Source organism: Streptomyces sp. TE5632 (genome assembly GCF_054061295.1).
In genome coordinates this window covers 5,758,381-5,781,476 of sequence record NZ_JBSSEA010000003.1, presented here as the reverse complement: position 1 = coordinate 5,781,476, position 23,096 = coordinate 5,758,381, and the positions used below count along the sequence as shown (strand labels likewise).

Annotated in this window: 20 protein-coding genes and 7 pseudogenes; 10 read left to right on the top strand and 17 right to left on the bottom strand. The window is 70.2% G+C overall.

Annotated features, from left to right (window positions below):
* Positions 1–74: 74 nt before the first annotated feature.
* Entirely contained in the window at positions 75–857 is a 783-nt protein-coding gene (locus ACVW19_RS31540; RefSeq protein ID WP_457463746.1) for a hypothetical protein, read from the bottom strand.
* Positions 858–1,011: 154 nt separating this feature from the next.
* Here ACVW19_RS31540 and ACVW19_RS31535 point away from each other — a divergent pair, with 154 nt between their 5' ends.
* Positions 1,012–1,305 (top strand): hypothetical protein, encoded by a 294-nt coding sequence (locus ACVW19_RS31535; RefSeq protein WP_457463745.1) that lies wholly within the window; start codon positions 1,012–1,014, stop codon positions 1,303–1,305.
* A 171-nt stretch (positions 1,306–1,476) separates the two neighbouring features.
* Here the strand turns inward: ACVW19_RS31535 and ACVW19_RS31530 are convergent.
* Both ACVW19_RS31530 and ACVW19_RS31525 read right to left on the bottom strand, forming a co-directional pair.
* Positions 1,477–1,767, bottom strand: a pseudogene (locus tag ACVW19_RS31530) (IS3 family transposase); the annotation flags it as partial.
* 7 nt (positions 1,768–1,774) lie between these two features.
* Positions 1,775–1,948: pseudogene (locus tag ACVW19_RS31525) on the bottom strand (IS30 family transposase); the annotation flags it as partial.
* A 64-nt stretch (positions 1,949–2,012) separates the two neighbouring features.
* Between ACVW19_RS31525 and ACVW19_RS31520 the strand changes: the two are divergent.
* Positions 2,013–2,310, top strand: a pseudogene (locus tag ACVW19_RS31520) (transposase); the annotation flags it as partial.
* Positions 2,311–2,513: 203 nt separating this feature from the next.
* Here ACVW19_RS31520 and ACVW19_RS31515 read toward each other — a convergent pair.
* From ACVW19_RS31515 to ACVW19_RS31505, 3 genes are all read right to left on the bottom strand, one after another.
* Positions 2,514–4,043 (bottom strand): FAD-dependent monooxygenase, encoded by a 1,530-nt coding sequence (locus ACVW19_RS31515; protein WP_457463743.1) that lies wholly within the window; start codon positions 4,041–4,043, stop codon positions 2,514–2,516.
* Between the two features lie 1,507 nt (positions 4,044–5,550).
* Positions 5,551–6,846: a glycosyltransferase gene (locus tag ACVW19_RS31510; RefSeq protein ID WP_457463741.1), complete on the bottom strand. Its 1,296-nt coding sequence runs from the start codon at positions 6,844–6,846 to the stop codon at positions 5,551–5,553.
* Between the two features lie 149 nt (positions 6,847–6,995).
* Complete coding sequence (locus ACVW19_RS31505) at positions 6,996–7,997, bottom strand: zinc-binding alcohol dehydrogenase family protein (RefSeq protein ID WP_457464871.1); 1,002 nt, start codon at positions 7,995–7,997, stop codon at positions 6,996–6,998.
* A 209-nt stretch (positions 7,998–8,206) separates the two neighbouring features.
* On the opposite strand from ACVW19_RS31505, the pseudogene ACVW19_RS31500 reads away from it, so the two are divergent.
* Positions 8,207–8,358: pseudogene (locus tag ACVW19_RS31500) on the top strand (IS6 family transposase); the annotation flags it as partial.
* Positions 8,355–8,933: a group II intron maturase-specific domain-containing protein gene (locus ACVW19_RS31495; RefSeq protein ID WP_457464869.1), complete on the top strand. Its 579-nt coding sequence runs from the start codon at positions 8,355–8,357 to the stop codon at positions 8,931–8,933. The pseudogene ACVW19_RS31500 and the gene ACVW19_RS31495, both read left to right, overlap by 4 nt.
* Positions 8,934–9,215: 282 nt before the next feature.
* Here the strand turns inward: ACVW19_RS31495 and ACVW19_RS31490 are convergent, their stop codons facing one another.
* The 7 genes from ACVW19_RS31490 to ACVW19_RS31460 form a co-directional block, all read right to left on the bottom strand.
* Positions 9,216–10,289: an LLM class flavin-dependent oxidoreductase gene (locus ACVW19_RS31490; RefSeq protein WP_457463739.1), complete on the bottom strand. Its 1,074-nt coding sequence runs from the start codon at positions 10,287–10,289 to the stop codon at positions 9,216–9,218.
* Positions 10,290–10,294: 5 nt separating this feature from the next.
* Positions 10,295–11,161, bottom strand: a complete 867-nt coding sequence (locus ACVW19_RS31485) for an ABC transporter substrate-binding protein (RefSeq protein ID WP_457463737.1) — start codon at positions 11,159–11,161, stop codon at positions 10,295–10,297.
* Positions 11,162–11,932 carry an ABC transporter ATP-binding protein gene (locus tag ACVW19_RS31480; RefSeq protein WP_457463736.1) on the bottom strand — a complete coding sequence of 257 codons (771 nt, stop codon included), beginning with the start codon at positions 11,930–11,932 and terminating at the stop codon, positions 11,162–11,164.
* The gene (locus ACVW19_RS31475; RefSeq protein WP_457463734.1) at positions 11,929–12,753 is read right to left on the bottom strand and encodes an ABC transporter permease; all 825 of its coding nucleotides are present in this window, start codon (positions 12,751–12,753) and stop codon (positions 11,929–11,931) included. The genes ACVW19_RS31480 and ACVW19_RS31475 overlap by 4 nt, the downstream gene beginning before the upstream one ends.
* Positions 12,750–13,763 carry an NrtA/SsuA/CpmA family ABC transporter substrate-binding protein gene (locus ACVW19_RS31470; protein ID WP_457463732.1) on the bottom strand — a complete coding sequence of 338 codons (1,014 nt, stop codon included), beginning with the start codon at positions 13,761–13,763 and terminating at the stop codon, positions 12,750–12,752. The genes ACVW19_RS31475 and ACVW19_RS31470 overlap by 4 nt, the downstream gene beginning before the upstream one ends.
* 11 nt (positions 13,764–13,774) lie before the next feature.
* On the bottom strand, positions 13,775–14,779 hold the full coding sequence (locus tag ACVW19_RS31465) for an ABC transporter substrate-binding protein (protein WP_457463730.1): 1,005 nt from the start codon (positions 14,777–14,779) through the stop codon (positions 13,775–13,777).
* 161 nt (positions 14,780–14,940) lie between these two features.
* Entirely contained in the window at positions 14,941–15,048 is a 108-nt protein-coding gene (locus tag ACVW19_RS31460) for a putative leader peptide (RefSeq protein WP_457463728.1), read from the bottom strand.
* Positions 15,049–15,222: 174 nt separating this feature from the next.
* Between ACVW19_RS31460 and ACVW19_RS31455 the strand changes: the two genes are divergently transcribed.
* The gene (locus ACVW19_RS31455) at positions 15,223–16,017 is read left to right on the top strand and encodes an IclR family transcriptional regulator (protein WP_457463726.1); all 795 of its coding nucleotides are present in this window, start codon (positions 15,223–15,225) and stop codon (positions 16,015–16,017) included.
* A gap of 878 nt (positions 16,018–16,895) precedes the next feature.
* Here ACVW19_RS31455 and ACVW19_RS31450 read toward each other — a convergent pair.
* Positions 16,896–17,912: an isopenicillin N synthase family dioxygenase gene (locus ACVW19_RS31450; protein WP_457463724.1), complete on the bottom strand. Its 1,017-nt coding sequence runs from the start codon at positions 17,910–17,912 to the stop codon at positions 16,896–16,898.
* 138 nt (positions 17,913–18,050) lie between these two features.
* Positions 18,051–18,125, bottom strand: coding sequence for a putative leader peptide (locus tag ACVW19_RS31445; protein WP_457464867.1), 75 nt, complete (start codon positions 18,123–18,125; stop codon positions 18,051–18,053).
* A gap of 274 nt (positions 18,126–18,399) precedes the next feature.
* On the opposite strand from ACVW19_RS31445, the gene ACVW19_RS31440 reads away from it, so the two are divergent.
* The 4 genes and pseudogenes from ACVW19_RS31440 to ACVW19_RS31425 form a co-directional block, all read left to right on the top strand.
* Complete coding sequence (locus ACVW19_RS31440) at positions 18,400–18,663, top strand: hypothetical protein (RefSeq protein WP_457463723.1); 264 nt, start codon at positions 18,400–18,402, stop codon at positions 18,661–18,663.
* Positions 18,660–18,962 carry a hypothetical protein gene (locus ACVW19_RS31435; RefSeq protein WP_457463722.1) on the top strand — a complete coding sequence of 101 codons (303 nt, stop codon included), beginning with the start codon at positions 18,660–18,662 and terminating at the stop codon, positions 18,960–18,962. Before ACVW19_RS31440 ends, ACVW19_RS31435 begins: the two co-directional genes overlap by 4 nt.
* A complete protein-coding gene (locus ACVW19_RS31430; RefSeq protein ID WP_457463720.1) occupies positions 18,962–19,399 on the top strand; it encodes a hypothetical protein in 438 nt (145 codons plus the stop codon). Before ACVW19_RS31435 ends, ACVW19_RS31430 begins: the two co-directional genes overlap by 1 nt.
* Positions 19,357–19,948 (top strand): annotated as a pseudogene (locus ACVW19_RS31425) (helicase associated domain-containing protein); the annotation flags it as partial. The gene ACVW19_RS31430 and the pseudogene ACVW19_RS31425, both read left to right, overlap by 43 nt.
* Before the next feature lie 90 nt (positions 19,949–20,038).
* Here the strand turns inward: ACVW19_RS31425 and ACVW19_RS31420 are convergent.
* Together ACVW19_RS31420 and ACVW19_RS31415 are read right to left on the bottom strand one after the other, a co-directional pair.
* A complete protein-coding gene (locus ACVW19_RS31420; RefSeq protein WP_457463718.1) occupies positions 20,039–20,821 on the bottom strand; it encodes a TSUP family transporter in 783 nt (260 codons plus the stop codon).
* Positions 20,822–21,242: 421 nt separating this feature from the next.
* Positions 21,243–22,034, bottom strand: a pseudogene (locus ACVW19_RS31415) (LLM class flavin-dependent oxidoreductase); the annotation flags it as partial.
* 829 nt (positions 22,035–22,863) lie between these two features.
* Between ACVW19_RS31415 and ACVW19_RS31410 the strand changes: the two are divergent.
* Positions 22,864–23,049, top strand: a pseudogene (locus ACVW19_RS31410) (acyl-CoA dehydrogenase family protein); the annotation flags it as partial.
* Between the last annotated feature and the right edge of the window lie 47 nt (positions 23,050–23,096).

Genomic DNA, 23,096 nt, shown 5'->3' with positions numbered 1-23,096 from the left:
GTGGGAAGCGCGTAGGGTTCCAAAAGTTCTGTATGCATGCTTACCTGCTGCTTCGCCAGCTCTCGTGATCTTCGTCAGGCGGCGTTGCGGTACTCGTGGATGAGCCCGCTGAGGACGTCGTGGCGCTGGATCCGCTGCGCGGGGAAGGAGATGACGTCCGCGTCGTCGGCTGGGGCGCGCAGGTCCAGGGCTCGGTGCGGCCGGCTGGAGTTGTAGTGCTCGGCGTACTCGGCGAGGACGTGTCGCGGGTGCTGCTCGTTGCAGATCGGCAGACGAACGGTGTCGACGTGGAAGAAGTCCGCGGCCAGGCCGGAGGCCTGGGTGCGCAGGAACTCGCGCCAGGTCGGACCTCCGCTGGGGCTGCGCCGGGGTGCGGGGCCCAGGCCGGCGCTGCGCAGGATACGGCGGCCGGTGGATGCGCCGACGCGGTGGCCGAGGCGGCGCAGTTCGCCCTGGATGCGGGTATGGCCCCAAGTCGGGTTCTCGCGGGCCAGGCGCAGGATCAGGGCGGTGAGTTCCGCGGAGATCGGCGGCCGCCCGGTGCGCGCGGGTTTCTGCTCCCACTTGCAGCGGGTCAGCTGGCGGTACCAGGACAGCAGGGTTTTGGGGTTGACCAGGCGGTTTCGGCGCAGCCTGCTCGGCAGGTGCCGGGCGAGGGCGGCGAGTACCGCGCGGTCTGGCCGGGTAAGGCGTGGCCGGACGCCGAGCCGACGGCGCAGCACCGCATTCTCGTGGCGCAGCGCGAGTAGTTCGATGTCCTTGGCCTCCGCCGAGCGGGAGAGCAGCACGAGCGGTGCGAGGAGTCGGAGGAAGATCAGGTAGAGCATGCGCAACGCCATGCAGTCCGAGCTTGCCATGATCACCTGAGGCAGCGAAGTGCCTGCTCAGGGGCTATGCGTGAGTATTGGCACCCTACAGGCCTTCGCGAGCGTGGTACTGCCGGCGGCCTGGTCGCGCTGAAGTCGATCCGATGCGGCGCATGGGACTCCTTACAGTGACAGGATCGGTGCTATGGGCACCGAGACGGACTGGGTGTACCGGGTGTTCGAGCCGCACGGCTCGGAGGGATGGCGCCCGTACGGCAACGACCCCGAACGGTGGCGGGGCTCGGTCACCGCCGATGATTCGAGCGAGGGTCCTCAATACGCCGTCGCCCTCGTCGTCACCGACCTGATGAGCGAGTGGAAGATGCGCGGCCTTTCCCAGGCGCGGCACGTGCGGGTCCTCCTCTGGCGCGACGAGGAGGGTGACATGGCGGACGCTGACATCATCGTGGAGGTCCGGCCGAAGATCCACGCAGAGTGACCGCCGGCCCGGCGAATCCGTGCAAGCGGCTGTTACCCGCCGGCGGGGTCCCCGGATGGTGATCAAGGAATCCCCAGGTGGGCATGGGTGAGCACGCGGGTGAGCTGCCCGCCGACAGGCCTGTGGCCCCGTGACGTGGGACTGCTGCACGGATAGGTGACAGTCGGGGTTTCATGCCGCGAGGGCTGCGGCGGGCTTCATGGTGGTCTCGAACTCGATGGGGGTCAATCGGCCCAGCCGTAGTTGCCGGCGGCGCCGGTGGCAGGTCCGTTCGATCCAGATGACGATCGCGGTGCGGAGCGCTTCTCGGGTGGTCCAGGTGCGGCGGTCCAGGATGTTGTTCTGCAGGAGTGCGAAGAACGACTCCATGGCCGCGTTGTCACCGGCGGCGCCGACCCTTCCCATCGATCCGACCAGGCTGTGACGGTTCAGGGCGTGGGTGAACTTCCGGGACGCGTATTGCCCAGGCTCAACCTGTCGTCGCAACACCGGCTTGTTGGACCGACAGTAGATGCTCGTTGAGGGCTTCGGCGGGCGTCTTCTAACCGAGCGTTTTGCGGGGCCTGTTGTTGAGTGCGAGAGCGACGGCCTCGAGCTCATCGGCCTGCCATCGCGACAGGTCCGTGCCCTTCGGGAAGTACTGAGGCTGATCCTTTGGAGTGGACACCCTGACAATGGATCTTGAAGTTCCAGGAAAGGATGTCCAGGTGGGACGCCAGTCTCCGTACCCGGAGGAGTTTCGGAAGGACGCCGTCGCATTGTTCCGAGCCGCCGGTGGCAAGCGCACGTACGCGGCGGTGGCCGCGGAGCAGGGATCACCGGGGAGACACTGCGCACGTGGGTCCGCAAGGACACCGCCCAGCACACGTCCGAGCACCGGGTGGGCGGGGCCTGCCAGAGTCCGGCTGAGGAACTGGCTCGGCTGCGAGCCGAGAACGCCCGCCTGCTCGAGGCGGAGAAGGAGTGGCTGCTGGAGCGCGAGATCCTGCGCCGGGCAGCCGCCTATTGATCTGTCAAGCGGCAACAGAGAGTTGAGGGGCTTGGGCCATGGGGAATGCGGTGGCTTCGTCGTAGTGGGTTCGTTTGGTAGGCAGTGGTGGAGGCACCCGCGTAGTCGCTCGTAGCCGGCCGCACCCGGACGTGCGGCCGGTACTCAGGTGCAGGGTCTGCGGTCGGAGAGGCCACCGGCCGCATTGCGGCGGGTGGATTCAACGGCGGCCGGTCGGCAACCAGCGGTCCAGGTAGGTCCGCAGGCCGTCCGTGTCGGCGCCCCGTGCGACATAGCCCAGGTAGCCGTCGGGGCGAACGAGTCCCTGCGCGGTGCCCGGCCACGGGCTCTGCCCGCCGAGCCGGTGGACGGAGACCAGGCCGCCCCGCCCTTCCAAGATCGGGCAGAGCCGTTCGTCCGGCCAGAGACGTGGTGGCCCGGACAGCAGCAGGTGCCAGCCCGGCGCCGCCGTGCGCGCCTGCAGCCCGCGGGGCAGGTCGGGCAGCCGGTCCCCGGCTCTCGGCCCGCCCCTGGGCGGCCGTGAGCCGGCCGTGGAGGCGGGGCTGCGCCGGTAGTGGATGCCCAGTTCGGAGACGGTCCGGAAGAGCCGCCCGCGGATCCCGGCCGCGCGTAGCGCCAGCGGGGCCAGACGCGGGGCGATGTGGGTACGGCCGACGCGGAGGACGGGGTTACTGCTGGTGGCGATGGTGAAGGCGCGGTCGGTGAAGCGCAGCACGCTGTGGCCGACGGGTGCCCGCTCGGCCTCATACGTCGCCAGCAGTTCCTCGGGCGCCGCGCCCCGGCGGACGAGGGCGAGTTTCCAGCCGAGGTTGAGCGCGTCCTGGATGCCGGTGTTCATCCCCTGCCCGCCGGCCGGGCTGTGGATATGGGCCGCATCGCCCGCGAGGAAGCAGGGGCCGAAGCGGTAACGGGCGGCGCCGCGGTTGTGGAGGCGGAAATCGGTCATCCAGACCGGGTCCCGCAGCGTCAGCCGCTCGCCGGTGTAGCGGTCGGCGATCTCCTGCAACAACGACAGGTCCACCTCGGCCTCCGGGGCGTCGGGCGGTCGCATCGCGAGCATGCGCCAGCCGGCCGGCGCGCCGAGCGGGAAGAAGAACACCATCCCCGCCCCGCTCATGTACGAATGCACGGAGTCCGGCTCCAGCCCGTCGACCTCCAGGTCGGCGAGCAGGAACGTCTGCGGGTAGGCGTATCCCTCGAATCCGATGCCGGTCTGGCTGCGCACGGTGCTGTGGGCGCCGTCGCAGCCCACGACGTAGCGCGCCTCCACGGCCTCCTGCGAGCCGTCACCGCGGCGCAGCCGGCAGGCGACGGACGAGTCCGCCGCCTGCAGCCGGAGCAGTTCGGTGCCGCGCTCGATCGTCACGTCCCGCACGGCCAGGTACTCGGAGAGGACGCGCTCCGTCTCGGCCTGCGAGAGGAACAGCAGGAACGGGTACGCCGTGTCGGTCAGTCCGGTGTCGAACAACCGCAGCGCCACCACGCGGCGGGCCAGGTGGAGCCGCAGCCGCATCGCCGGGTTGCCCCGGGCCACCAGCTCGTCCGTCACCCCGAAGCCCGCCAGCGCCTCCAGGGTGCGGGGCTGGACGGCAAGCGCCCGCGACTCCCGCACCCGGTCGAGACAACGATCGACGATCCTGAACCGGGCCCCGTACGCGCGCAGCTGCGCGGCGAGGGCGAGACCGGCCGGCCCCGCCCCCACCACCAGCACGTCCAGCGGCGCCGTCATGAATCCACGGTAGGGGAGACGAGACACGCGCGAGAGCGTTCGGCGCGTACTACGTCGAGCCTGTGCCCCGCTACGACGAGGAGGGGCCGAGCGTGTGCCACTCGAAAAGTCATCGTCGCCGGTCAAGCGGTGCAGCGGTACACGCTGATCACGCCGCCGAGGATCTGGGTCCGCAGCACTCGGCGGGCGTTGAGGTCGTGCACGGTGGCGTCGGGCCGTTCCCTGGCATCAGGGGGTGGTTGCTGTCGGGCTTGGTGAGGTCGGCGGCGAGATGTCGTGCCTGTGGAACGGCCCAGGCCTGGGCCGAGTGGGCTATGACGCCGGTGACAGGCAACCGGCGGGCGCCGTGCTCGCCGAACACCGGCGCGTACCACCTGCTGCCCAGCACGGTGTCGCTGGGCAGGAAGTCGCAGGCGATGATCCCCTTCGGCCTGGGCGGTGAGAAACTCGCGCCAGGTGGCCGGAGCGGCGCGGGGCCGGGTCGATGCCCGCGGCGTGAAGGATTTCCCCGGACCGTCCAGGCGGCGACAAGGTGGCCGCGCCGGGGGCCGGCTCGCCCTGGATCCTCCGGTGCCCCCACCGGGGGTTCTCCCGCGCCCGACGCGGGACGAGGGTCCCGAGCGCCTCCCCGGCCGGCGGCCGTCCGGTGCGCGAGCGCCGCCTGCTGTCGTCCCCCGTGGCGGCGCGGAACCGGCGGTGCCGGGCCGGGAGCGTGCCGGGGGTGACCGGGATGAGGGTGCGCCAAAGCCGCCGGGGTAGCGGCACGGACAGCGCCGCGCACCAGAACCGGTCCGCGGGCTCGGAGCGGACCGGGCCCTGCACCTGCCGCCGCGGCACGAGCAGCTCGGCGTCTTCGGCCGCGTCCCGACGCAGCCGCACCGCCGGGACCGCGAGCAGCTTCCGTGCCACCTGGTACACCAGCAAAACGATCACGCAGAGATGGTGCCGTCCGACGCCGCAGTGCCGCCCTCGCCTGCAGCGATGACTTTGCGAGCCCCACACGGCCACGACTGGCCTGCATGGCCGCACTGGCCGTCCGTCGAGCGACCGCGTCGTACAGAATGCCGGAAAAGCTCCCGACTCGGGTACGGGTCGGCAGACCTACCGCACTCGGGCACTTCCCGGCGCCGATCACCGGCCGACGCCCTCCGGGACGATGGACGATCCGGCCGCCTGGCAGATCCGCGCATGGGGTGCACTCGTCAGGCTGCAGTCGTGTAGGGGTCGGAGTCGAGCTGCCCGGGCCCGAGGACGTCGACGGGCTGGGCAGAGGGTTGTCTGCGGCTGTGCGGGAGGGCACCGCGGGTGTGCCGCTGGGGTCGGCGGTGGGCAGATGAGGGACAGCCGGCAAGAACTGTGCTGCGCGTACGTCGGCAGTCTGCCGCGGGGCGGGGGTGGGGCGGGTGCGCTGTGCTTCGAGAGGGTCGACCTGGGCGATGAAGCCCGGCGGTACGCGGTGCGCAGGTGGTCGGGGGCAGGGGGCCGGTTCGTCCGAGGGGCGGTGGGATCAGCCCGTGGCGGCCCGCTCGATCAGATCCGCGGCCGTATGCAGTCCGTCGCGCGCCCGGATCGTCTCACCGGCCTCGGTGAGGGTGCGCCGCAGAGTCGTATCGCCGAGCAGACGGCCGATGGCACCGTGGAGTTGGGCGTCGGTGAAGCGGTACGGGTCGAGCCGGACGCCGTAACCCAGTTCGGCCATGCGCTGGGCGTTGTCGTACTGGTCCCAGAACAGCGGCAGCAGGATCATGGGTTTGCCGAAGTGGAGGGCCTCGGTGGTCGTGTTGTTGCCGCCGTGCGTGATGACGAGGTCGACCAGCGGAAGGATCCGGGTCTGCGGCAGGAACTCCTTGCCCCACATGTTCGGCGGCAGCTCGATTTCCTCGTGCAGTGGGCCTTTGGAGACGATGTAGCGGTGCGGGGTGCGGGCGAGCGAGGCGATGACCTTGCGCATGAGGTCCACGTCGGCTGAGCCGAGCGAGCCAAGGCTGAAATAGACCAGCGCGCCGCCGTCGGCCAGGCCGGGCGGCAGCGCGAACCTCTCCTGCGTCTCGCGGACCGAGGAGTCCAGCCGGTGCCAGGTGGGGCCCAGCGGACGGGCGTCCGTGTAGTCGGCCGACTCGGGATAGACGTACAGGTTCAGATCGCCCTCGTGAATGAACTCCAGGTCGGGCAGCGGACGCGCGCCCTGCTCGGTCACCCAGGCGCTGAAGTCGCTCCACAGGCTCCGGTGCGTGTGGTCGTACTCGGCGCGGAATTCGTCCCACTCGCTCCGGTCCCCGGCCGGATACCCGGAGAACGGCGGTGGAACGTGCTCGCCCTTCATCTCCAGCGGGTTGCAGGAAACGATCCGCACGAAAGGAACGCCCGCTGTGGTCAACGCCGGGAAGCACACGACGTTGTCCTCGACGATCACATCCGGCTGGACCCGGTCGATGATCTCCTTCATCTGCGGCTCGCAGTACCGGGCGCCGGAGATCAGTTCCTCCCACACCGGCTTGATCCAGGTGCCCAGCTGCTCGATGGTCGGCTTCCGGAACTCGGGCGCGGTGTTGCGTATGAAGTCTTTCCAGAACTGGCCCGCGTCCTGGGGTTGTTCGGGCGGCGGGGCCAGCTCGACCAGGTCCTCCTCGAAGCCGAGCGGCGCGAGGCGGCCCTTCCAGGACGCCTCCGCGGCGAACACCACACGGTGCCCCCGGCGGCGCAGGACACCCCCGATCCCTACGCAGTTGTTCGTCGGCCCGTACGCGCTCTCCGGGGCGAAGAGGATGGTCAGGGGCCGTAACGATCTTCCCGTGGGTGACAAGCCCAACTCCTTTACCCGCGACGGCGGTTCCGAAGTCTCGCACCGGATCCGAATGCCGGGCAAGACCGCCGGAACCGCCGCCCTCGGGCCGCCGCTGCGGGTGCTACCGCGACCTCTCGGGGCACGTCCAAGGAGTGCGTCGCGGCGGGTCATCCGGGCACGAGCACGGCGGCGCCGCTGACCCGGTCGGCGGCCAGGTCCCTCAGAGCCTGGTCGGCACGGCTCAACGGATACGGGCTGACGGTGACCCGCACACCGATCCGCGCGGCCGTGTCCAGGAAGTCGCGGCCGTCCTGCCGGGTGTTGGAGGTGACGCTGCGCAGATTCCGCTCTTCGAAGAGGTGACGGCGGTAATTGAGCACGGGGATGTCGGTGAGATGGATGCCCGCCACGGCGAGCGTTCCCGAACGGTCCAGTGCCTCCAGTGCCACGGGCACCAGATCCCCTACCGGTGCGAACAGGATCGCCGAATCCAGTGGTTCGGGCGGGCGGTCGTAGGCGCCGCCCACGGAGGAGGCGCCCAGGTCGAGGGCGAGTTCACGGGCCCGTGCCGAACGGGTCAGCACGTGCACGGTTGCTCCTTCGGCCAGGGCGACCTGCGCCGCCAGATGGGCCGAGGCCCCGAAGCCGTAGATCCCGAGCCGGCCGTTGGGTGGCAGGGCGCTGCGGCGCAGAGCCCGGTAGCCGATGATCCCGGCACACAGCAGCGGTGCCAGCAGCACGGCGTCCTGGTCGTCCGGGAGCGCGTAGGCGTAGTCCGCCGGAACGAGGGTGACATCGGCGAAACCGCCGTCCGCGTCCCAGCCTGTGTAGAGGGAGGCCGGGCAGAGGTTCTCGCGACCGGCCCGGCAGTAGCGGCATCGGCCGCAGGTGCTGCGCAGCCACGCCCCACCGGCTCGGTCGCCGACCCGGAACCCCGTGACGGACTCGCCGACGGCGGCCACGCGGCCGACGACCTCATGACCGGGAACGGTCGATGCCCGGTGCGGGCGCAGGTCGCCTTCGGCAAGGTGCAGATCCGTGCGGCAGACGCCGCACGCCTCGACCCTCAGCAACAGCTCACCAGGCCCCGGCGAGGGCACGGTACGCCGCACGGACACCAGTGGGCCGTCCGCGATCGGACCAGGACTCTCGACAGCCCACCCGGTCAGCATGTTCGAAGCCGACGCGCGCACCATGCTCCCAGCCTGGCGCCGGCCGGCAGGTCCGGCAAACGCTCGCCGCAGAACGGCGGGCCGCAACCGCACGCCGCTTGGTGCGGCAACGGCCCTCGGCCGTTCGGGCGGCACGGTCATGTTGGCTGGCCGGGTGGGACGATCTTCTGGTTGGTCATGCCGGGAAAGGTTCGTTCGTGTCGTCCGTGCCGCCGCCGTACAGGGGGCACCGGTACCCGGTGGAGATCGTCTCCACTGCGTGTGGCGGTACTTCCGCTTCCCGCTGTCGTTCCGCGAGGTCGAGGAGCTGATGCTCGAGCGCGGCGTCATCGTGTCCTGCGAGACGATCCGCCGGTGGTGCCTGATGGTGCACGGCACCCAGGCCGAGGCCGAGGCGCTGCGCGACGAGATCGCGGAAGTCCTCTCCACGATGGGCCTGCGCCTGTCGCAGGAGAAGAATCTGATCACCCACATCGAGCAGGGCCTGGACTTCCTCGGCTGGCGCATCCGGCGCCACCGGAAACCGGGCACCAACCGGCACTACGTCTACACCTACCCGGCCAAGAAGGCCCTCCGGGCCATCATGGCCAAGGTCAAAACGCTGTGCCGACAGGTCGCGGGACGAACCAGCCGCTCGACGCCCTGCTGGTCCGGCTCAACCCGGCAGTGCGGGGCTGGTGCGCCTGCTTCCGGCCCGGGGTGTCCTTCGCGACCCCCTCCTACCTGCGCCACTACCCGTGGCACACGGTCTGGAGATGGGTGCAGCGCAAGCACCCCAAGACGGGCCGGAGGAAGATCTACCGCCACTATTGCGGCCGTAGATCGTGGTGGGCCGGCGAGAACAGGGAGTTGTTCAACCCGATCACGGTAGGCACCACGCGCTACCGCTACCGGGGACTGGCGATTCCCACTCCCTGGGACGCCACGGGATGAGGACAACCACCGCGGGTCCCTCGGGGCTTGTGGAGAGCCGGGTGCGGCGCCAAGTCGCATGCCCGGTTCGGGAAGCGGTTCCGGGGAAACGGACCGGTCGAAAGACCGGCACCGCGCCCCGGGCCGACTTCACCAGCGGTGGTGCGACCTCCTGGAGTTCGGTGACCTGTTGTCAGGGCAGGTCTGCTCAGGTCGGACAGCCGCTGCGGCGGAGGGCTCGGTACTGCGCAGAAACCGCTCTCTTCGCATCGGCCCTCGTGGTGGCCCCCCCCGGCTGCCGGGTTACTGTCGCACTCCGAGGGCGGGGAGGACCGTTTCGGCAACCCGGTAGGCCTCCTCGAGCAGCGGGTTGCCGGAGAGGATGAAGGTGTCGACCCCCAGGGACTCGTACTCCTTCAGCCGCTCGACGACCTGTGCGGTGGAGCCGACGACCGCCGTCCCCGGGCCGGGACGGAACAGGCTCATCCCCGGCCACAGGTTGGGATGGACTTCCAGGTCCCGGGCCCGTGCCGGTACCTTGCCGCTGTGGTGGCGGAACTGGCGCTGCCAGCCCACGCCGTCCTCACCGGCCCTCTCCCCCAGCTGCCGGGCGTAGGTGGCGTCGCTGGTGACGTCCAGGAGCCGGTCGGCGGCGGCCCACGCCTGCTCCTCGGTGTCGCGGACGATCAGATGCAGCCGCAGGCCGATCCGCAGGGTGCGTCCGTGAGCGGCGGCGCGTTCGCGGACCCGGTCCAGTTTTTCCTGGAGCAGGTGAGGCGGCTCACCCCAGGTGAGGTAGACGTCGACGTGCTCCGCGGCCATCTCGATGCCGGCCGCCGAGGAACCGCCGAACCACAGCGGAATGTGCGGGTCCTGGACGGGGGTCAGCTCACGCAGACTCGCACCGGCGTCCTTGAGGTCGTAGAAGCGGCCCTTGTGGTCGAAGACCTCGCCGGCGGTCAGGCGCTTGACGATCGACCAGTACTCGGCGCCGAGCTCGTACCGTTCGTCGTGCTCGACGTGCAGCCCGTACTCCTTCAGGCGCTGGGTGGAGCCGTTGACGACGTTGAAGCGCAGCCGGCCGCCGAAGAGGGTGTCGAAGCTCAGCGCCATCTTTGCCAGCAGGGTCGGTGAGATCAGGCCGGGGTGGACGGCGAGCAGCGGCTTGAACCGGGGGCTGGTGCCCGCGGACAGGGCGCTGCCCAGCGGCCACACGTCGTACAGGTCGGTGGCCAGGAGGGCGCCGCTGAAACCGAGCCGGTCGACGGCTCCGGCGAGCTGCTGGAGGTAGCCGAGGTCGACGGGTCGACGACCCTCGGGTTCCCAGGGATACGCCCCTTCGCGGGGAATGATGTACCAGAGGACTTCGGACGCCATGACGATCAGGCCGCCTCTCGCACGACGGCGTCGGCGGTGGTGACGGCGCGGGGGATGAAGCCGACGCCGTACAGGATGTCGGCGGCCTCCTGCTGCTCGGCGAGGAAGGCGTCGGTGACCGGTTCGATGCGCCAGGGCAGGGCGCGCAGCGAGGTCTCCCAGTCCTCCGCGGTGCCGCCCAGGTCGGCGGCGGCGATCTCGGCGGCCTCGCGCGGGTGGGCGGCCACCCAGTCGTCGGCGCGCTGCAGCGCGGTCAGGAGTGCGGCGACGACCTCGGGCCGCTGTTCGGCGAAGTCGCGGCGGGCGAAGAACACCGAGCGGTCGGTGATGACGTCGCCGGTGCGCAGCAGGGTGCGCACGCCGCCGGTCCGGCGCGCGGCGGCCAGTTCCGCACCCTGGGCGATCCAGGCGGTGACCTTCCCCTCCCGCAGCAGCCGCTCGCTGTCGGGGCCGCTGTGCTCGGGCGTGATGTCGGTGGAGTACGACAGGCCGGCGCCGTGCAGCGCCTTGGAGAGCAGATGGGTCTGCCAGGAGCCGATGCCGAGGTGGACGGTTCCGCCCTTGAGGTCGGCGACGGTGCGGATCGGGCCGTCCTCGGTGACCAGCAGGGCACCGTGCTCGGGGCGGGGCGTGGAGACGGCCGTGTAGACGATGTCGTGGCCGTCGGCCTGGGCAGTGACGGGCGGGGTGGAGCCGGTCCCGCCGAAGTCGAAAGTGCCGTCGGTGAGCAGGCCCCCGGTCCGTACGCCACTGGTGTAGTGGTGCCAGGCGACGGTCTCCCCGAGCGGGGCCAGTTCCTCCTGCGCGTAGTCGAGACGGGAGAGGTAGTACAGGGTCGGGTTGTTGTTGTGGACGCCTATGGTGACGGACATTCAGATCACTCCGGAGGTTTCGGTTTCGGGCACACGGGTGCTTTTGCCGGTATGGGGCTGGGTGTGGGTGTGGGTGTGGACGCCGAGGTCGGCGAGGAGGCGGCGGCGCAGGACGCCGAAGGCGGGGTCCGCGGGATCCCGGGGGCGGTCGACGGTGACGGTTTCGTTGGTGACCAGGCGCCCGCCGCGCAGGACGGCGACGCGGTCGGCGAGCCGGATGGCCTCATCCACATCGTGGGTGACCAGGAGGACGGCGGGGCTGTACGTGCGGCACAGCTCCCCTACCAGGTCCTGCATCCGCAGCCGGGTCAACGCGTCGAGCGCGGCGAAAGGCTCGTCGAGCAGCAGGAGTTCGGGTTCGCGGACCAGTGCCCGGGCCAGCGCGACCCGCTGTGCCTCACCACCGGACAGGGTGCCCGGCCAGGCGTCGGCGTGGCGTTCCAGGCCCACTTCGCGCAGGGCCCGCAGGCCCGTTTCCCGGGTGTCGGCGCCGCGGGGCATGGCCACGGTGATGTTCGCCAGCACCTTCTTGGACGGCACGAGCCGGGGCTCCTGGAAGACGATGGTGCGGACCTGCGGTACCAGTACCTCGCCGTCGTCGAAGCGGTCCAGCGCGCCGAGGATGCGCAGCAGGGTGGTCTTGCCGCTGCCGCTGGCACCGAGCAGGGAGACGAACTCGCCGCGGGTAATGGCCAGGTCGAGGCCGTCGAGGACGGCTCGGGTGCCGAAGACCCGGCGCAGGCCGGTTACGTGGACGGCGGTGTCGGTCATCGGACGGCTCCCTGGACACGCCACGGCATGAGCAGCCGTTCCAGCAGTCGGACGATGCCGTCGGCGGTCAGGCCGAGCAGGGCGTAGATGACGATGCACAGCGCCAGGACGTCGGTGCGGGCGTATGCCTGGGCCTGCGCCATGAGATAGCCGATGCCGGCGGTGGCGTTGATCTGCTCGGCGGCGATGAGCGCGATGATGCTGAGGGTCATCGACAGCCGCAGCCCGGACAGCACCGAGGGCAGCGCGCCGGGCAGGACGACTTCCCGCACGAGGGCGAGGCGGCCCATGCCGAAGCTGCGCATGGCCTCGACGAGTTTGCGGTCGGTGTTGCGCACCCCGCCGGAGACGCTGACATACATCGGGAAGGTGGTGGCCACCGCGACCAGAAGAATCTTGGAGGTCTCGTTGATGCCGAACCACACCATGAGCAGCGGCACAAGGGCCAGGAAGGGAACCGCGCGCAGGGCCTGGAGGGAGGAGTCGAGCAGTTCGTCACCCAGTCGGCTGAACCCGGTGATGACCCCCAGGGTGAGGCCGGCGGTCAGGCCCAGCAGCAGGCCGATGCCGGAGCGGGTCAGCGAGGTGGCCAGGGCGTCGGGCAGTTCGTCGCTGCCCCACAGTTCACCGGCCGCGCCCAGGACGGCTCCCGGGGAGGCGAGAACGTCGGGGGACAGGGCGCCGGTGGCGGAGGCGATCCACCAGCCGGTGATCACCAGGACCGGGCCGAGGGCCCGCAAGGTCACGGAGAGGGGTTTGGGCCGGTGGCGGCTGACGGCAGGCCGCGGCGCGACGAGCTCGCGGGTGGACGCGGTGCTCACGTGAGTTCCTCGATGTCGAGGACGTGCGGCTCGATCTCGACCTTGGTCTTGGTGACCTTCTGGTCGAAGTAGAACTGGGCGACGGCTTCGAAGCGCTTGATGTCGTCGGCCTCCACCGGCTCGACGGTGCCGGCCTTCCGGAGAATGTCGGCCTGGATCTCCTTGGCCTTGCCGGTGACGGCGGTCGGCCCCTTGTCGGTGGTGACGTTCAGGTACTTCTCCGGGCTCCGGCGCTCCTCCTGGCTGGCGTCGTGCAGGTACCGGTAGAGCGCCTTGAGCACCTCGGGGTGCTTCTCGGCGAAGCCGGTGCGGACCGCGTAGAAGTTGTAGTTGTCCGAGCCGACGGCGGCACCGTCGGCCAGGAAGCGCGAGTCCCCGCTGCCGAGCTCGGCGACCGAGTAGGCGGCCCAGACGGCCCAGGCATCCACCTGACCGGTCTTGTAGACGGAGGCGGTCTGGTCGGGGCGCAGGTAGACGCGCTCGACCTTCTCCTCCGGGATGTCGTGTTCGGCGAGGGCCTTGAGCAGCAGGTACTCGCCGGTGCCGCCCTCGTTGACGGCCACCTTCTTTCCGACCAGGTCCTGGACCTTGGTGATGCCGGAGTCCTTCTTGACCAGAATGCCCTCGCCCACCAGATCGGGGTCGGTCGCGGTGAAGATCTTGAAGCCGGGTTTCTGGGTCAGGGCGGTGACGCCCGAGGTGATCGAGCCGGTGGCGATGTCCAGTTGGCCGGCGTTCAGGGCTTGGGCGGCCGGGGCGAACGGTCCCCTGCTGCCGGTCCACTCGACCTCGGCATTGACCTTCTTCAGGGCCGCGGCGAGGCTCCGGTCCTTCTTTCCCAGGGCGAGGGCGCCCGCGTTCCCCGGGTCGGGGATGCGGACCACCACTGTCTGCTTGTCCCCGTCCCCGTCCCCGGAGGAGGCCGAAGCGGCCTCGGATCCGGCGCATCCGGTGAGGGCGAGCAGGCCGGCGAGGGCGGGGAGGGCGGCGAGGGTCTTCAGCGGTTTCATGGGACGGTCCTTCATCGGTTCGGGTGCGAGCGGGCGAGTTCGGTGGCTCGACGCAGCGGTTCGGGATCGGCCCACTGGCGTACGTCGACGGGTGCGGAGAGGAAGCCGTGGGCGCGCAGGGCGCTTTCCTGCTGCGCGAGCAGGTTCAGGCGTTCGTCGGAGAGGTCGAGGTGGAGAGTGCGGTGGGTGCCCGGGCGGTAGGCCCCGGCGACTCCCTCGGCGCCCGCGCCGGTCTCGGCGCCGAGGATGCGGTCGACCTCGTCCGGTCGGTCGTCTGCCCAGTCGGCGGCTTTGACCAGTACGGACAGGAACCGCACGACGATCTCGGGGTGGTCGTCGAGCAACCGCTGGTGAACGGTGACCGGGCGGGGGGTGCCGTTGTTGACCCGGGTACGGCGGTCGGGGTGGTCGTCGAGTTCAACGGCGACCCGTGCGCCGTGGCGGCGGGCGGCCTCGACGGCGAGCGCTCCCTTGACGTAGACGGCGTCCACGTCACCGCGTTCCAGGGCTGCCAGTTCTGCCTCCCACTGTCCGGCCTGGTCGCCGGCGGGGATGTCGACGAGCACGGCGTCGTCCAGGGTCAGGCCGGCGATGGACAGGGCCCCCTCGAAGCCGCGCAGGGACATGGCCCGCCAGAAGTCGATGGCGATCGGATGCCCGGGAACGGCGAGGCGACGGCCATGCAGGTGCGTTGCGTCGTGGATGTCGGAGTCGGCGGCGACGAGTACCGCCTGCCGTTCCTCGATCCAGGTGAGGCCGACCAGGCGGGTGTCCTCGCCCCGCGAACGCGCCCACAGGGCAGGGACGTTGCCGCCCTCGCGGAACAGTCCGGTCAAGGCGTGGGTGTAGTGGTGGTCGCGGGCCACGTCGGCGGGTGCGTCCTGGAGGGAACGCACCGCGATCCGGTCGGGGGCGAACTCGGCGGTCAGCCATCCCCGGTCGGCGGCGATGCCGGTCGCGGTGGGAACGGGACACCGGGTGAACCAGAGGGTTTCGAGCACAGGGGCGCGTGTCATGGACTCTTCCCGGAATGTGGAAAGGAAAGGGGTGGAATGCACGGCGCGCGGCAAGATTGCGGCGTACGCCGTGGGGAAGCGGCCCGTGCGGGTCGGGGTGACGTCAGCCCGTGCGGGGCCGGGGTGAAGTCACCCCGTACAGAACGGGGCGAAGGGAGAGATCAGCGACAGAAAGCGCTGGCCACGCGCGCCAGATCGATGTGGCGGCGGTTGGTGAGAGCACACGTGACGGGAGACGGCACGGCGGCGAGGGTCCGACGGACGGCCATGGCGGTGCTCCCTTCTTCTTCGTGCGACTGCTGCCCGCAGAGTTTCATGAACAGCTCCGCGAAAACAACAGGCTTCCCACATCGTGGGATGCAAGGAAACTAGCGGACTGTCAGGAGGCCAGAAGTTTCCCTACTATGGCGCCACAGAGCGAACGCCGGGAGAAACGGACGACCATGCCTCGCAGCGCCGCGGCCGCACCGGCCGGAGCCCAGGCCGTGAACCGTGCTCTGGGCGTCCTGCACTGTTTCCGTGACAACGGCCCGGACCTCAGCGCCTCCGATCTCGCCCGGCGCATGGAGCTGTCCGTCTCCACCACCCACCGGCTCGCCCGGACCCTGGTGGCGGCCGGCTATCTGGAGCAGGACGAGCGGAGCTCCCGCTACCGGCTCGGCCCGGTGGTCACCGAACTCGGGCGGCTCTCCTACCGCCAGCGCGGTCTGCACCTGGCCGATCCGGAACTGGAGGCCCTGGCCGATCGCACCGGCGCCACCGCGGACCTCGCCGTCCGTGACGGCATCCACGCGCTGATCCTGGTCGGAGGCTCCCTGCTTCCGGGCACCGGACTCGGCCTGCGCCGCCCTCTGCACTCCACGGCGCTGGGCAAGGTCCTGCTGGCCTGGCCCCGGCCGGGTGACGGAGGAATCGACACCTTGCCGCCCCTGCACGCCTACACCGACCACACTATCCGCGAACGGCCCCTGCTCGAGGCCGAGTTGGAGAAGGTACGCACTGACGGGCACGCCCTCAACGACGGCGAATCGGCCCACGGCGTGCGCACGGTCGCGGTTCCGGTCCTGGATCGTGAGGGCCACGCCCGCTTCGCCCTGGCGCTGCGCGCCACTCCCTCTCTCATCACCGACAACCGCATCGACCACTTCGTCACCCACGCCCATTCCTGCGCAGCCGCCCTGGAGGTCCTGCTCCTTCCTCCCGGCGACCGCCGTACCCCCGCGGAAGACGACGGGTAGACCGACGCGAAGGACCGGCAAGACATTGTCACGTTGACCGACCGTCCTAAAATGATCTTGGAGTTGGTCGCGCCGGGAAGGGTTCGCTCGCGTCGTCCGCGTCGCCGTCGTACCACCCGACACACCGTCAGGCACTCACACACTCCACAACGTGACAGCCCCCGGTCAGGGCGTGGGTGATGGTGTCGACCTTGACCCCGTGCGGCGGATGGCTGATGCCGTCGAGTCCGGCCCGCTTCGCCAGCGAGCGCATCAGCCGCCACACCGCCGGTTCGTCGAGATCAAACGCCCACTGAGGACCATTCGCCGAGGCACGGGAGAAGGTGGTGCGGTCCGGGCACGGTCTGTGCAGACTGGCGCGCGTGCATATCGACTGCCTGGTGGGCACGGCATTGCGACATGATCGTGTCGAGACCCAACTCACAGGTCGGGCGATCAACCCGGCCATCTGGGCTTCTGTGAGGGTCCTGTGTGCAACCGACTCAGGCTGCCGTCATCTCCGCAGCTCAGATGGCCTTGACCTCAAGGTAGAGACTGCAACACATGTAGTGCAAGCGCCGTCACTCAGCGGAGCCCGTGGTGCGCTCTTGACGACGTCCAGTTCCTCGGCTCGGCGAGCCGGAGGCGCTGCACACCGAGCACGAGCGCATCCTCCAAGCCCTGCGCGACGACTCGGCCGAGGTGGTGACCCGCGCCGAGATGCGCGGCACCTTCAGCGAAGCCTGGAGCAGCGCCTCACACGCTCCTCAACGGGGACGGGAACGCCGGCCAGTGAATGCTTCGCCGGGGACGGGGCACACCTCGTCCCCGGCGAGCTGCCGGCTGTCGTCCACCGGGCCGCCCGGCACGTACGACTTGGAGCAGGACCGGCCGGTGCCTCACGCCCCGACGAGTCCGGGATGGTGGCGGCGAGCGACCTCGGGGTGGGCGCGGAGCCAGCCTTTGAGTTCGTTGCGACCGTACTCGGCGAACAGCGGGTTGGCCGGATCCCGCGTCGCGCCTGGTGCCAGGTGGGCGTTCGGGAAGGGCACCGGGTCGATGCGCGCGTCCAGGCGCGGGTTGTAGAAGAAGGGCACCGAGAACCGCTCACGGGTGCCGGGGGGGCTCACGACGCGATGGTTGGTGGCCTTGAGGTAGCCGTTGGTGGCCACCTCCAGCAACTCCCCGAGATTGACCACGAACGCGCCGGGCAGCGGAGGCACTTCGTGGAACGTTCCGTCCGGTCGCTGTACCTGCAGGCCACCCACGTCGTCCTGGAGGAGCAGAGTGAGGAAGCCGTAGTCCTTGTGCGCGCCGACCCCTTGATCGTTCCCGTCCGGGGCCCGGCCGGGATAGCGGACCAACTTGAGGTGCAGATGCGGCCGTTCGGCGAAGGCGGGCGCGTAGAAATCGGACGGGGCTCCGACAGCGGTCAGTAGTTCACGGAGCAGCCGGTCCGCCACCTCGCACAGTCGGCCGATCCAGTTCAGGGCGACGGTGCGTAGTTCCGGCAGGGCCGCGGGCCACTGATTGGGACCTTCGAGCCACCAGAACGACGGCTCGCCGGGACCCGGTATGCGCGGGGGGCGCTCGGCACCGATGTCGAGTTGGTCGCGCCAGTCGCGGTTTCCCGTGGTGCGCTCGTCTCCGATGCGGGTGTAACCGCGGAAATGAGGTGAGTTGAGGTTGCTGATGGCGTGCCGGTCGGCCTCGGGGAGGGTGAAGAATTTCCGGACCGCGGCCATCAGCGCGTCTGTCTCGGCGGGATCGACACCGTGGCCGACGAGGTGGAAGAAACCGACCCGGTGCGCAGCGGAATGCAGTGCGTCATGGAGACGAGCGCGTTCGTCCTTGCCTCTGTGTGCGGCGGACAGGTCGATCACCGGCAGGTCGTGCGAGTGAATGTGTTCGGGCATGGGTGTATCCGATGAGTCGGGGAATGGGTGGGGCCCGGGGTGGCGGGACGTTGCGTCGGCGGGTCGCGCCACTTCGCGTGACAAGTGGCGGAGTGAGGCGCGCAGCGGACACGGTCGGCTGCTCGCGCGGCAGGGCAGTCAGACGCAGAAGCGACAGATGGCACTGGCCACACGGACCAGGTCCACGTGACGGCGACTGACGAGCATGACCATGCCTGGAGCATAGATCATCTGCGTCGGCCTCGGACAGGGCACCTCCTGACCCGTCTCGCACGGTGGCGCCGCCGTCCGCCGGTCCGGCCGGCGTCGTCTGCTCGAGGAGGTTCGACGGGATGGGTGAGATCTGCCCGGGCGGTCGGCCTCGAGGACGGCTGTCCCGGCCTGCCGCTGCCGACGCCACGGACGGTCGCCCCCCGAGGGGCATCACGTGGGGCTGTTCGGCATCCGTGCGGTGGTCGCTCCCCGGGGGCCGGTGGACCGTGAGGGAATGCAGCGACCGGCTGCCGATCAGCGCCTGCTGGAGCAGATATCCCGCATACCTCCCCCGCCGGGCGAGACCACGGCGAACACCGTTCGCTGGTGTGCGGGGATCACCGCCGCCTTCACCCTCCTCCGACTGATCCTGGTGGTGCCCGGGACATGCCTCGGCTGGGACGAGACGGTGTACGTCAGCCAGGTCGGTGACCACGCCCCGGCCGCCTACTTCAGCGCTCCCGGGCTCGTGGCATCAGCTCTCTGGTGGCGCCCGTGACGCTGCTGACGAGTTCGGTGACGGCACTGCACGTGTACCTGGCCGTGCTGTCCGCAGCGGCGCTGTTCGGGGTGCTGATCGTGTGGCGGCGTCTGCTCCCGGCCCCCGTGATTGTGCTCGCCGACACTCTTTTCACAACGCTCTGGATCACTCTGTTCTACGGTCCGCAGGCCATGCCCAGTCTCTGGGTCGCTTTCGGGGTCATGCTCACGGTGGGTGCCTTCTCCGCACCGTCCAGGGCGTCGGCGGACGGTGGGCCACGGCGGGACTGGGAGCGGGTGTCGCCTTCACGCCCCTGATGCGGCCCGTCGACGCCTTCTGGCTGGCGCTCCCACTCGTCGTCGCCGCCCTGCTGGTCCGTGAGTGGCGTCGCCCCGCCGTCGTGGCCATGTTCCTGCTGGGGCTCGTCGTGGAAGCGGCGCAGTGGGCCATCGAGGCGTTCCATGCTCACGGCGGGCTGATCGCCCGGCTGGAACGAGGCAGCGAGATCCAAGGCGTCCTCGGCCGGCACCTCGCGTTCGACGATCAGGTCAAAGCCCTCACCGGTCGGTCCCTGTGCCGTCCCTGCGACGTTCCGTGGAACCAACCAGTGACGGCACTCTGGTGGTTCACGCTGCCGCTGCTGACCGTCGCCGGTCTCGTGGGAGCCCTGCGCACCGGTCGCACAGCTGTGATGGTGCTCCCGACCGCGACGGCGATCTCCCTCGCCGTGCCGTGGAGCGCGCGGCGCAGCTGACGGCGATCGACCCGGACTGGAACTGCCCGTGGCCGCTGGACTGGCAACACCACTACCGCGTGTTCGCCGACCTCGCCGTCGACGAACCCCACGGCAGCCTGCCCGACATCGCCCCCGGCATGCAGTTCGACGGCGACGACCTGGGCAAATGGCTGAAGCGGCAGAAACAGCCGAGCACCTGGAAGCTGCTGTCGAGCGAGCAGCAGGAGCGGCTGACCAGGCTGGGCATCAAGCCACTTGAGGCCCCGGCAGCCACGCGTGCGATGAAGGGGCCGCCCGAGCAAGGCGCAGCAGGCGTTCCAGCGCGGCCTGGCGGCCCTCGCGCAGTGGGTGGCGCGGGAAGGTCGCCGGCCGGTGCCACGCGGCCATAGCGAAGCCGTCGTCATTGACGGCGAGGCAGAACCGGTGATCGTGAAGTTGGGGGTACGGGTCTCCAACACCAAGACCCGCCGCGACAAGCTCACCCAAGAGCAGCGGGCCGCGCTGGCGGAGCTGGGCGTGGAGTGGGCCGACGACCTCGCGAACCGTCTCATCGATAGAGTCCGATGATCCGGACACGGCCGCGCCTCTTCAGAGATGACGCCGCAGAGCCACTCACTTCGGTTTCCTTCTGGGTTCCGGAACCGGAAACCCGTTGCATCATCGCAGTGACTGAACGGTGTAGAGGGCCCCGAAGGCCGTGGCCAGGGTGCCGAGCAGCAGGCGCAGGGCGGTCTCGGGCAGACGGAATTGCAGGTGCGCCCCAAGGTAACCGCCGATCAGCCCGCCCAAGCCGCAGGCCAGCCCGAGGGACCAGTCGGGGGCAACGTCACCGGAGCCGGTCAGGGACAGCAGCGCGAAGGCCGCGGCACCGGCCACGGAAGTGGCGAAGGTGGAGGCGAGGGCCGCCGGGGCGACCTGGCTCACGGGCATGCCGCGGCCTACCAGGACCGGGCCGAGAATGGAGCCACCGCCGATGCCGTAGATCCCTCCGACGACGCCGACAGCCAAAGCCAGGCCGGTGATGGTGCGGGGTGAGGGCTCCGCCGCCGGGGCGGGCCGGGCAGGCCTGAGGGTGCGGGCGATCAGCCACAGACCCAACGGCATCAGCAATCCGGCGACCAGGAGACGGAAGACGGTGGCTCCGGGAACGGCGAAGACCCGCACCACTGCACCGATGACCACGCCGGGCAGGGTGCCGATCACCAAACGCCGGGTCAGTGGGCTGTCCAGCAGGCCCGCACGGCGGTAGCGCAGCAGGGCGCCAGGCCCGGCCACCACGTTGAACAACAGGTTGGTGGGGGTGACCGCCGGACTGGGCACGCCGAACACGCTCAGCTGCACCGGCAGCAGGAACACCGCACCCGAGACCCCTACGGGCGCGGTCACCACCGCGATCATCAGGCCGACGGCCAGCCCGTACAGCTCCGCCGACCCCGCCACTTCAGCCTCCGATCGTTCGAACGTTCGCCCAGTTTCGCCACTGCCCACTGGCGCCGTCCTCAAAGAGCCCTGCTACCGAGCGGGCGTGCGGCTCGGGAGAAGGGTGTGCAGGGTGCCGGTGGCGTGCGTCCCGAGTCCAACCCGGCCTCGGCTCACCAGGGGAAGCATGGTCTGGTCGTCGAGATCTCGGACATGTCGCGCTCTACGACTCGCATCGCCCCAGCTACTGGGCCCCGTACCAGCCGAGTGGTTGGAAACGCAGTCGGGGACGAGACAGGCCGCACCGACGCCCTGACTTGCGGCCGCGGTCGGAGTGTCTGATCACCCACCCGCCTGGCGGGACTGAGCGGCAGGGCCGGAGAGAGTCGGCGGGCCTTCCGCTCGGCATCAGGAGTCGGGGTAGCGGGGTACGACCGGCTCATCGGCGTTGCCGTACGAGGCCGGCCTCGCGTCGTTCCCGGATGGCGCCGACCGTGCGGTGGGCCTTCTCCCAGGCCAGTTCCTCCGTCGGGGCGATGATCGGGCGGAACGCCACCTGGATGCGGGGCACGTCGGTGCGGCCGGCGGCCTTCGCGGCGGCCTTCACCGCCTCTATCTGCTCTGCGGTCCTGGCCAGCGGCTCGCCCCACAAGCAGTAGATGTCGGCCTCGGCGCCCCCTGCGGCGTGCGCGGCGGGCGACGAGCCACCGAACGACACGTCGGGGCGGGGCTGTTGGGCCGGGAAGACGTCGCTGACGAAATCGTGGAAGCGGTAGTGCTCGCCCTCGTGGTCGAAGGGCTGGTGGGTGGTCCAGATCTTCTTGACGATCCGGATGTACTCGCGGGTCCGTGCGTAGCGTTCGTCCTTCGTGAGGGTGTCGCCCTCACGGCCCTGCTCGTGGTCGTTGCCGCCGGTGATGAAGTGGACGGCCAGCCGGCCCTCGCTGATCTGGTCGAGGGTGGCGAATGTCTTGGCGGCGAAGGTGGGGTACGAGACGTTGGGCCGGTGGGCGAGCAGGATCTGGAGCCGGTCGAGCCTGCTCGCGATGTAGGCGGCGGCCGGCGCGGGGTCCGGCGATCCGGAACCGTAGGCGAACAGCACACGGTCCCAGCCGTGGTCCTCGTGCGCCCGGGCGAGCCGGAGCGTGTACTCCTTGTCGAAGGCGCCACCGGAGCGCGGGGTGGTCTCGGAGCCGTCGTTGGTGGCGGCAATGCCAAGGAACTCCACTGGCATGGGAGATGGCCTTTCCTCAAGTCCTCTGGAGCCGTGCTGTGGGAAACGCGTGGGCACGGCGGAACAGCCCACGGTGCGGCGAAGTTGACGGTGCTTCAGGGCGCTGGGACAACCGGGTGTTTGGGCAGGCGTGATGACGCCGGGGCAGGGGCCCGGGCGAGGTGGGGGCGGCAGCGCGTGTCAGGGCTCGCAGGACCGTCCGTACGCGGACCCGGTGTGTGCCGGGCTCATGCGTACGACTGTGCTACGAAGGGAGGAACTCGGCCCGCGACGGGGTCACCGAGGGAGGGAAGGGCCGGTCAGACGGCCCGCTGCCGCATCAGACGCAACACGCTGCGGACCACACCCGACCGAAGTCGATGTGGCCACGCGTGACCAGGCGCTGCTCGGCATTCATGCGACCTATTGAGCAGCAGATCTCGCTTCTCGTCAACCACGGCCCGGATACCGGACCGGTGTTGAGCGGTTCTCCGGGTGTGGTTGACACACGCTCGCGGTGCGCCCGTACGATCGAGGCCGGACCGGCTCCGCCGCGCGCGGCGGCCGTACCGGCCGCGTTGAGGGACGCGGCGAGCGTGATGACGCCGGAACTCCAGCCACTGCCCCGTGCCCCGCGCTGTGTCTGCCCGGCATCCACGAACGTGCGCCGCCCGGTGGTCACCGACGCCCGCGCCTCCCTCACCTGGAGAGCCTTCCGATGGTCTCGCCGTCCGACATCACCCATTCCTCCCGCGTATCCGGGATCCGTCCCACCCGCCCGACAGCTGAACGCCTCCGGCGGCCAGGACCACGAGGACGATCTGCCGCGGATCGTGCCCCGCCGGCAAGGACGGCCGCCGGCTTCGTGCTCGACGGTCGGCAGAGCTATGCCACCGGGGTCCTGGTCGCCGACCGCCTCGCCGTACGGGCCGACACCGCCGACCCCCTGGCCGTCGTCGTCGATCCCGCCCACCACGGCGTGGGGAGCGTCGGCGACACCGACACCTTCGGCCAGCGGCTCACGGCCGGCGGAAGCCCGCTCCGCGTCCGCGGTCGCCGATCAAGCGCTGGAAGCCGTGCACG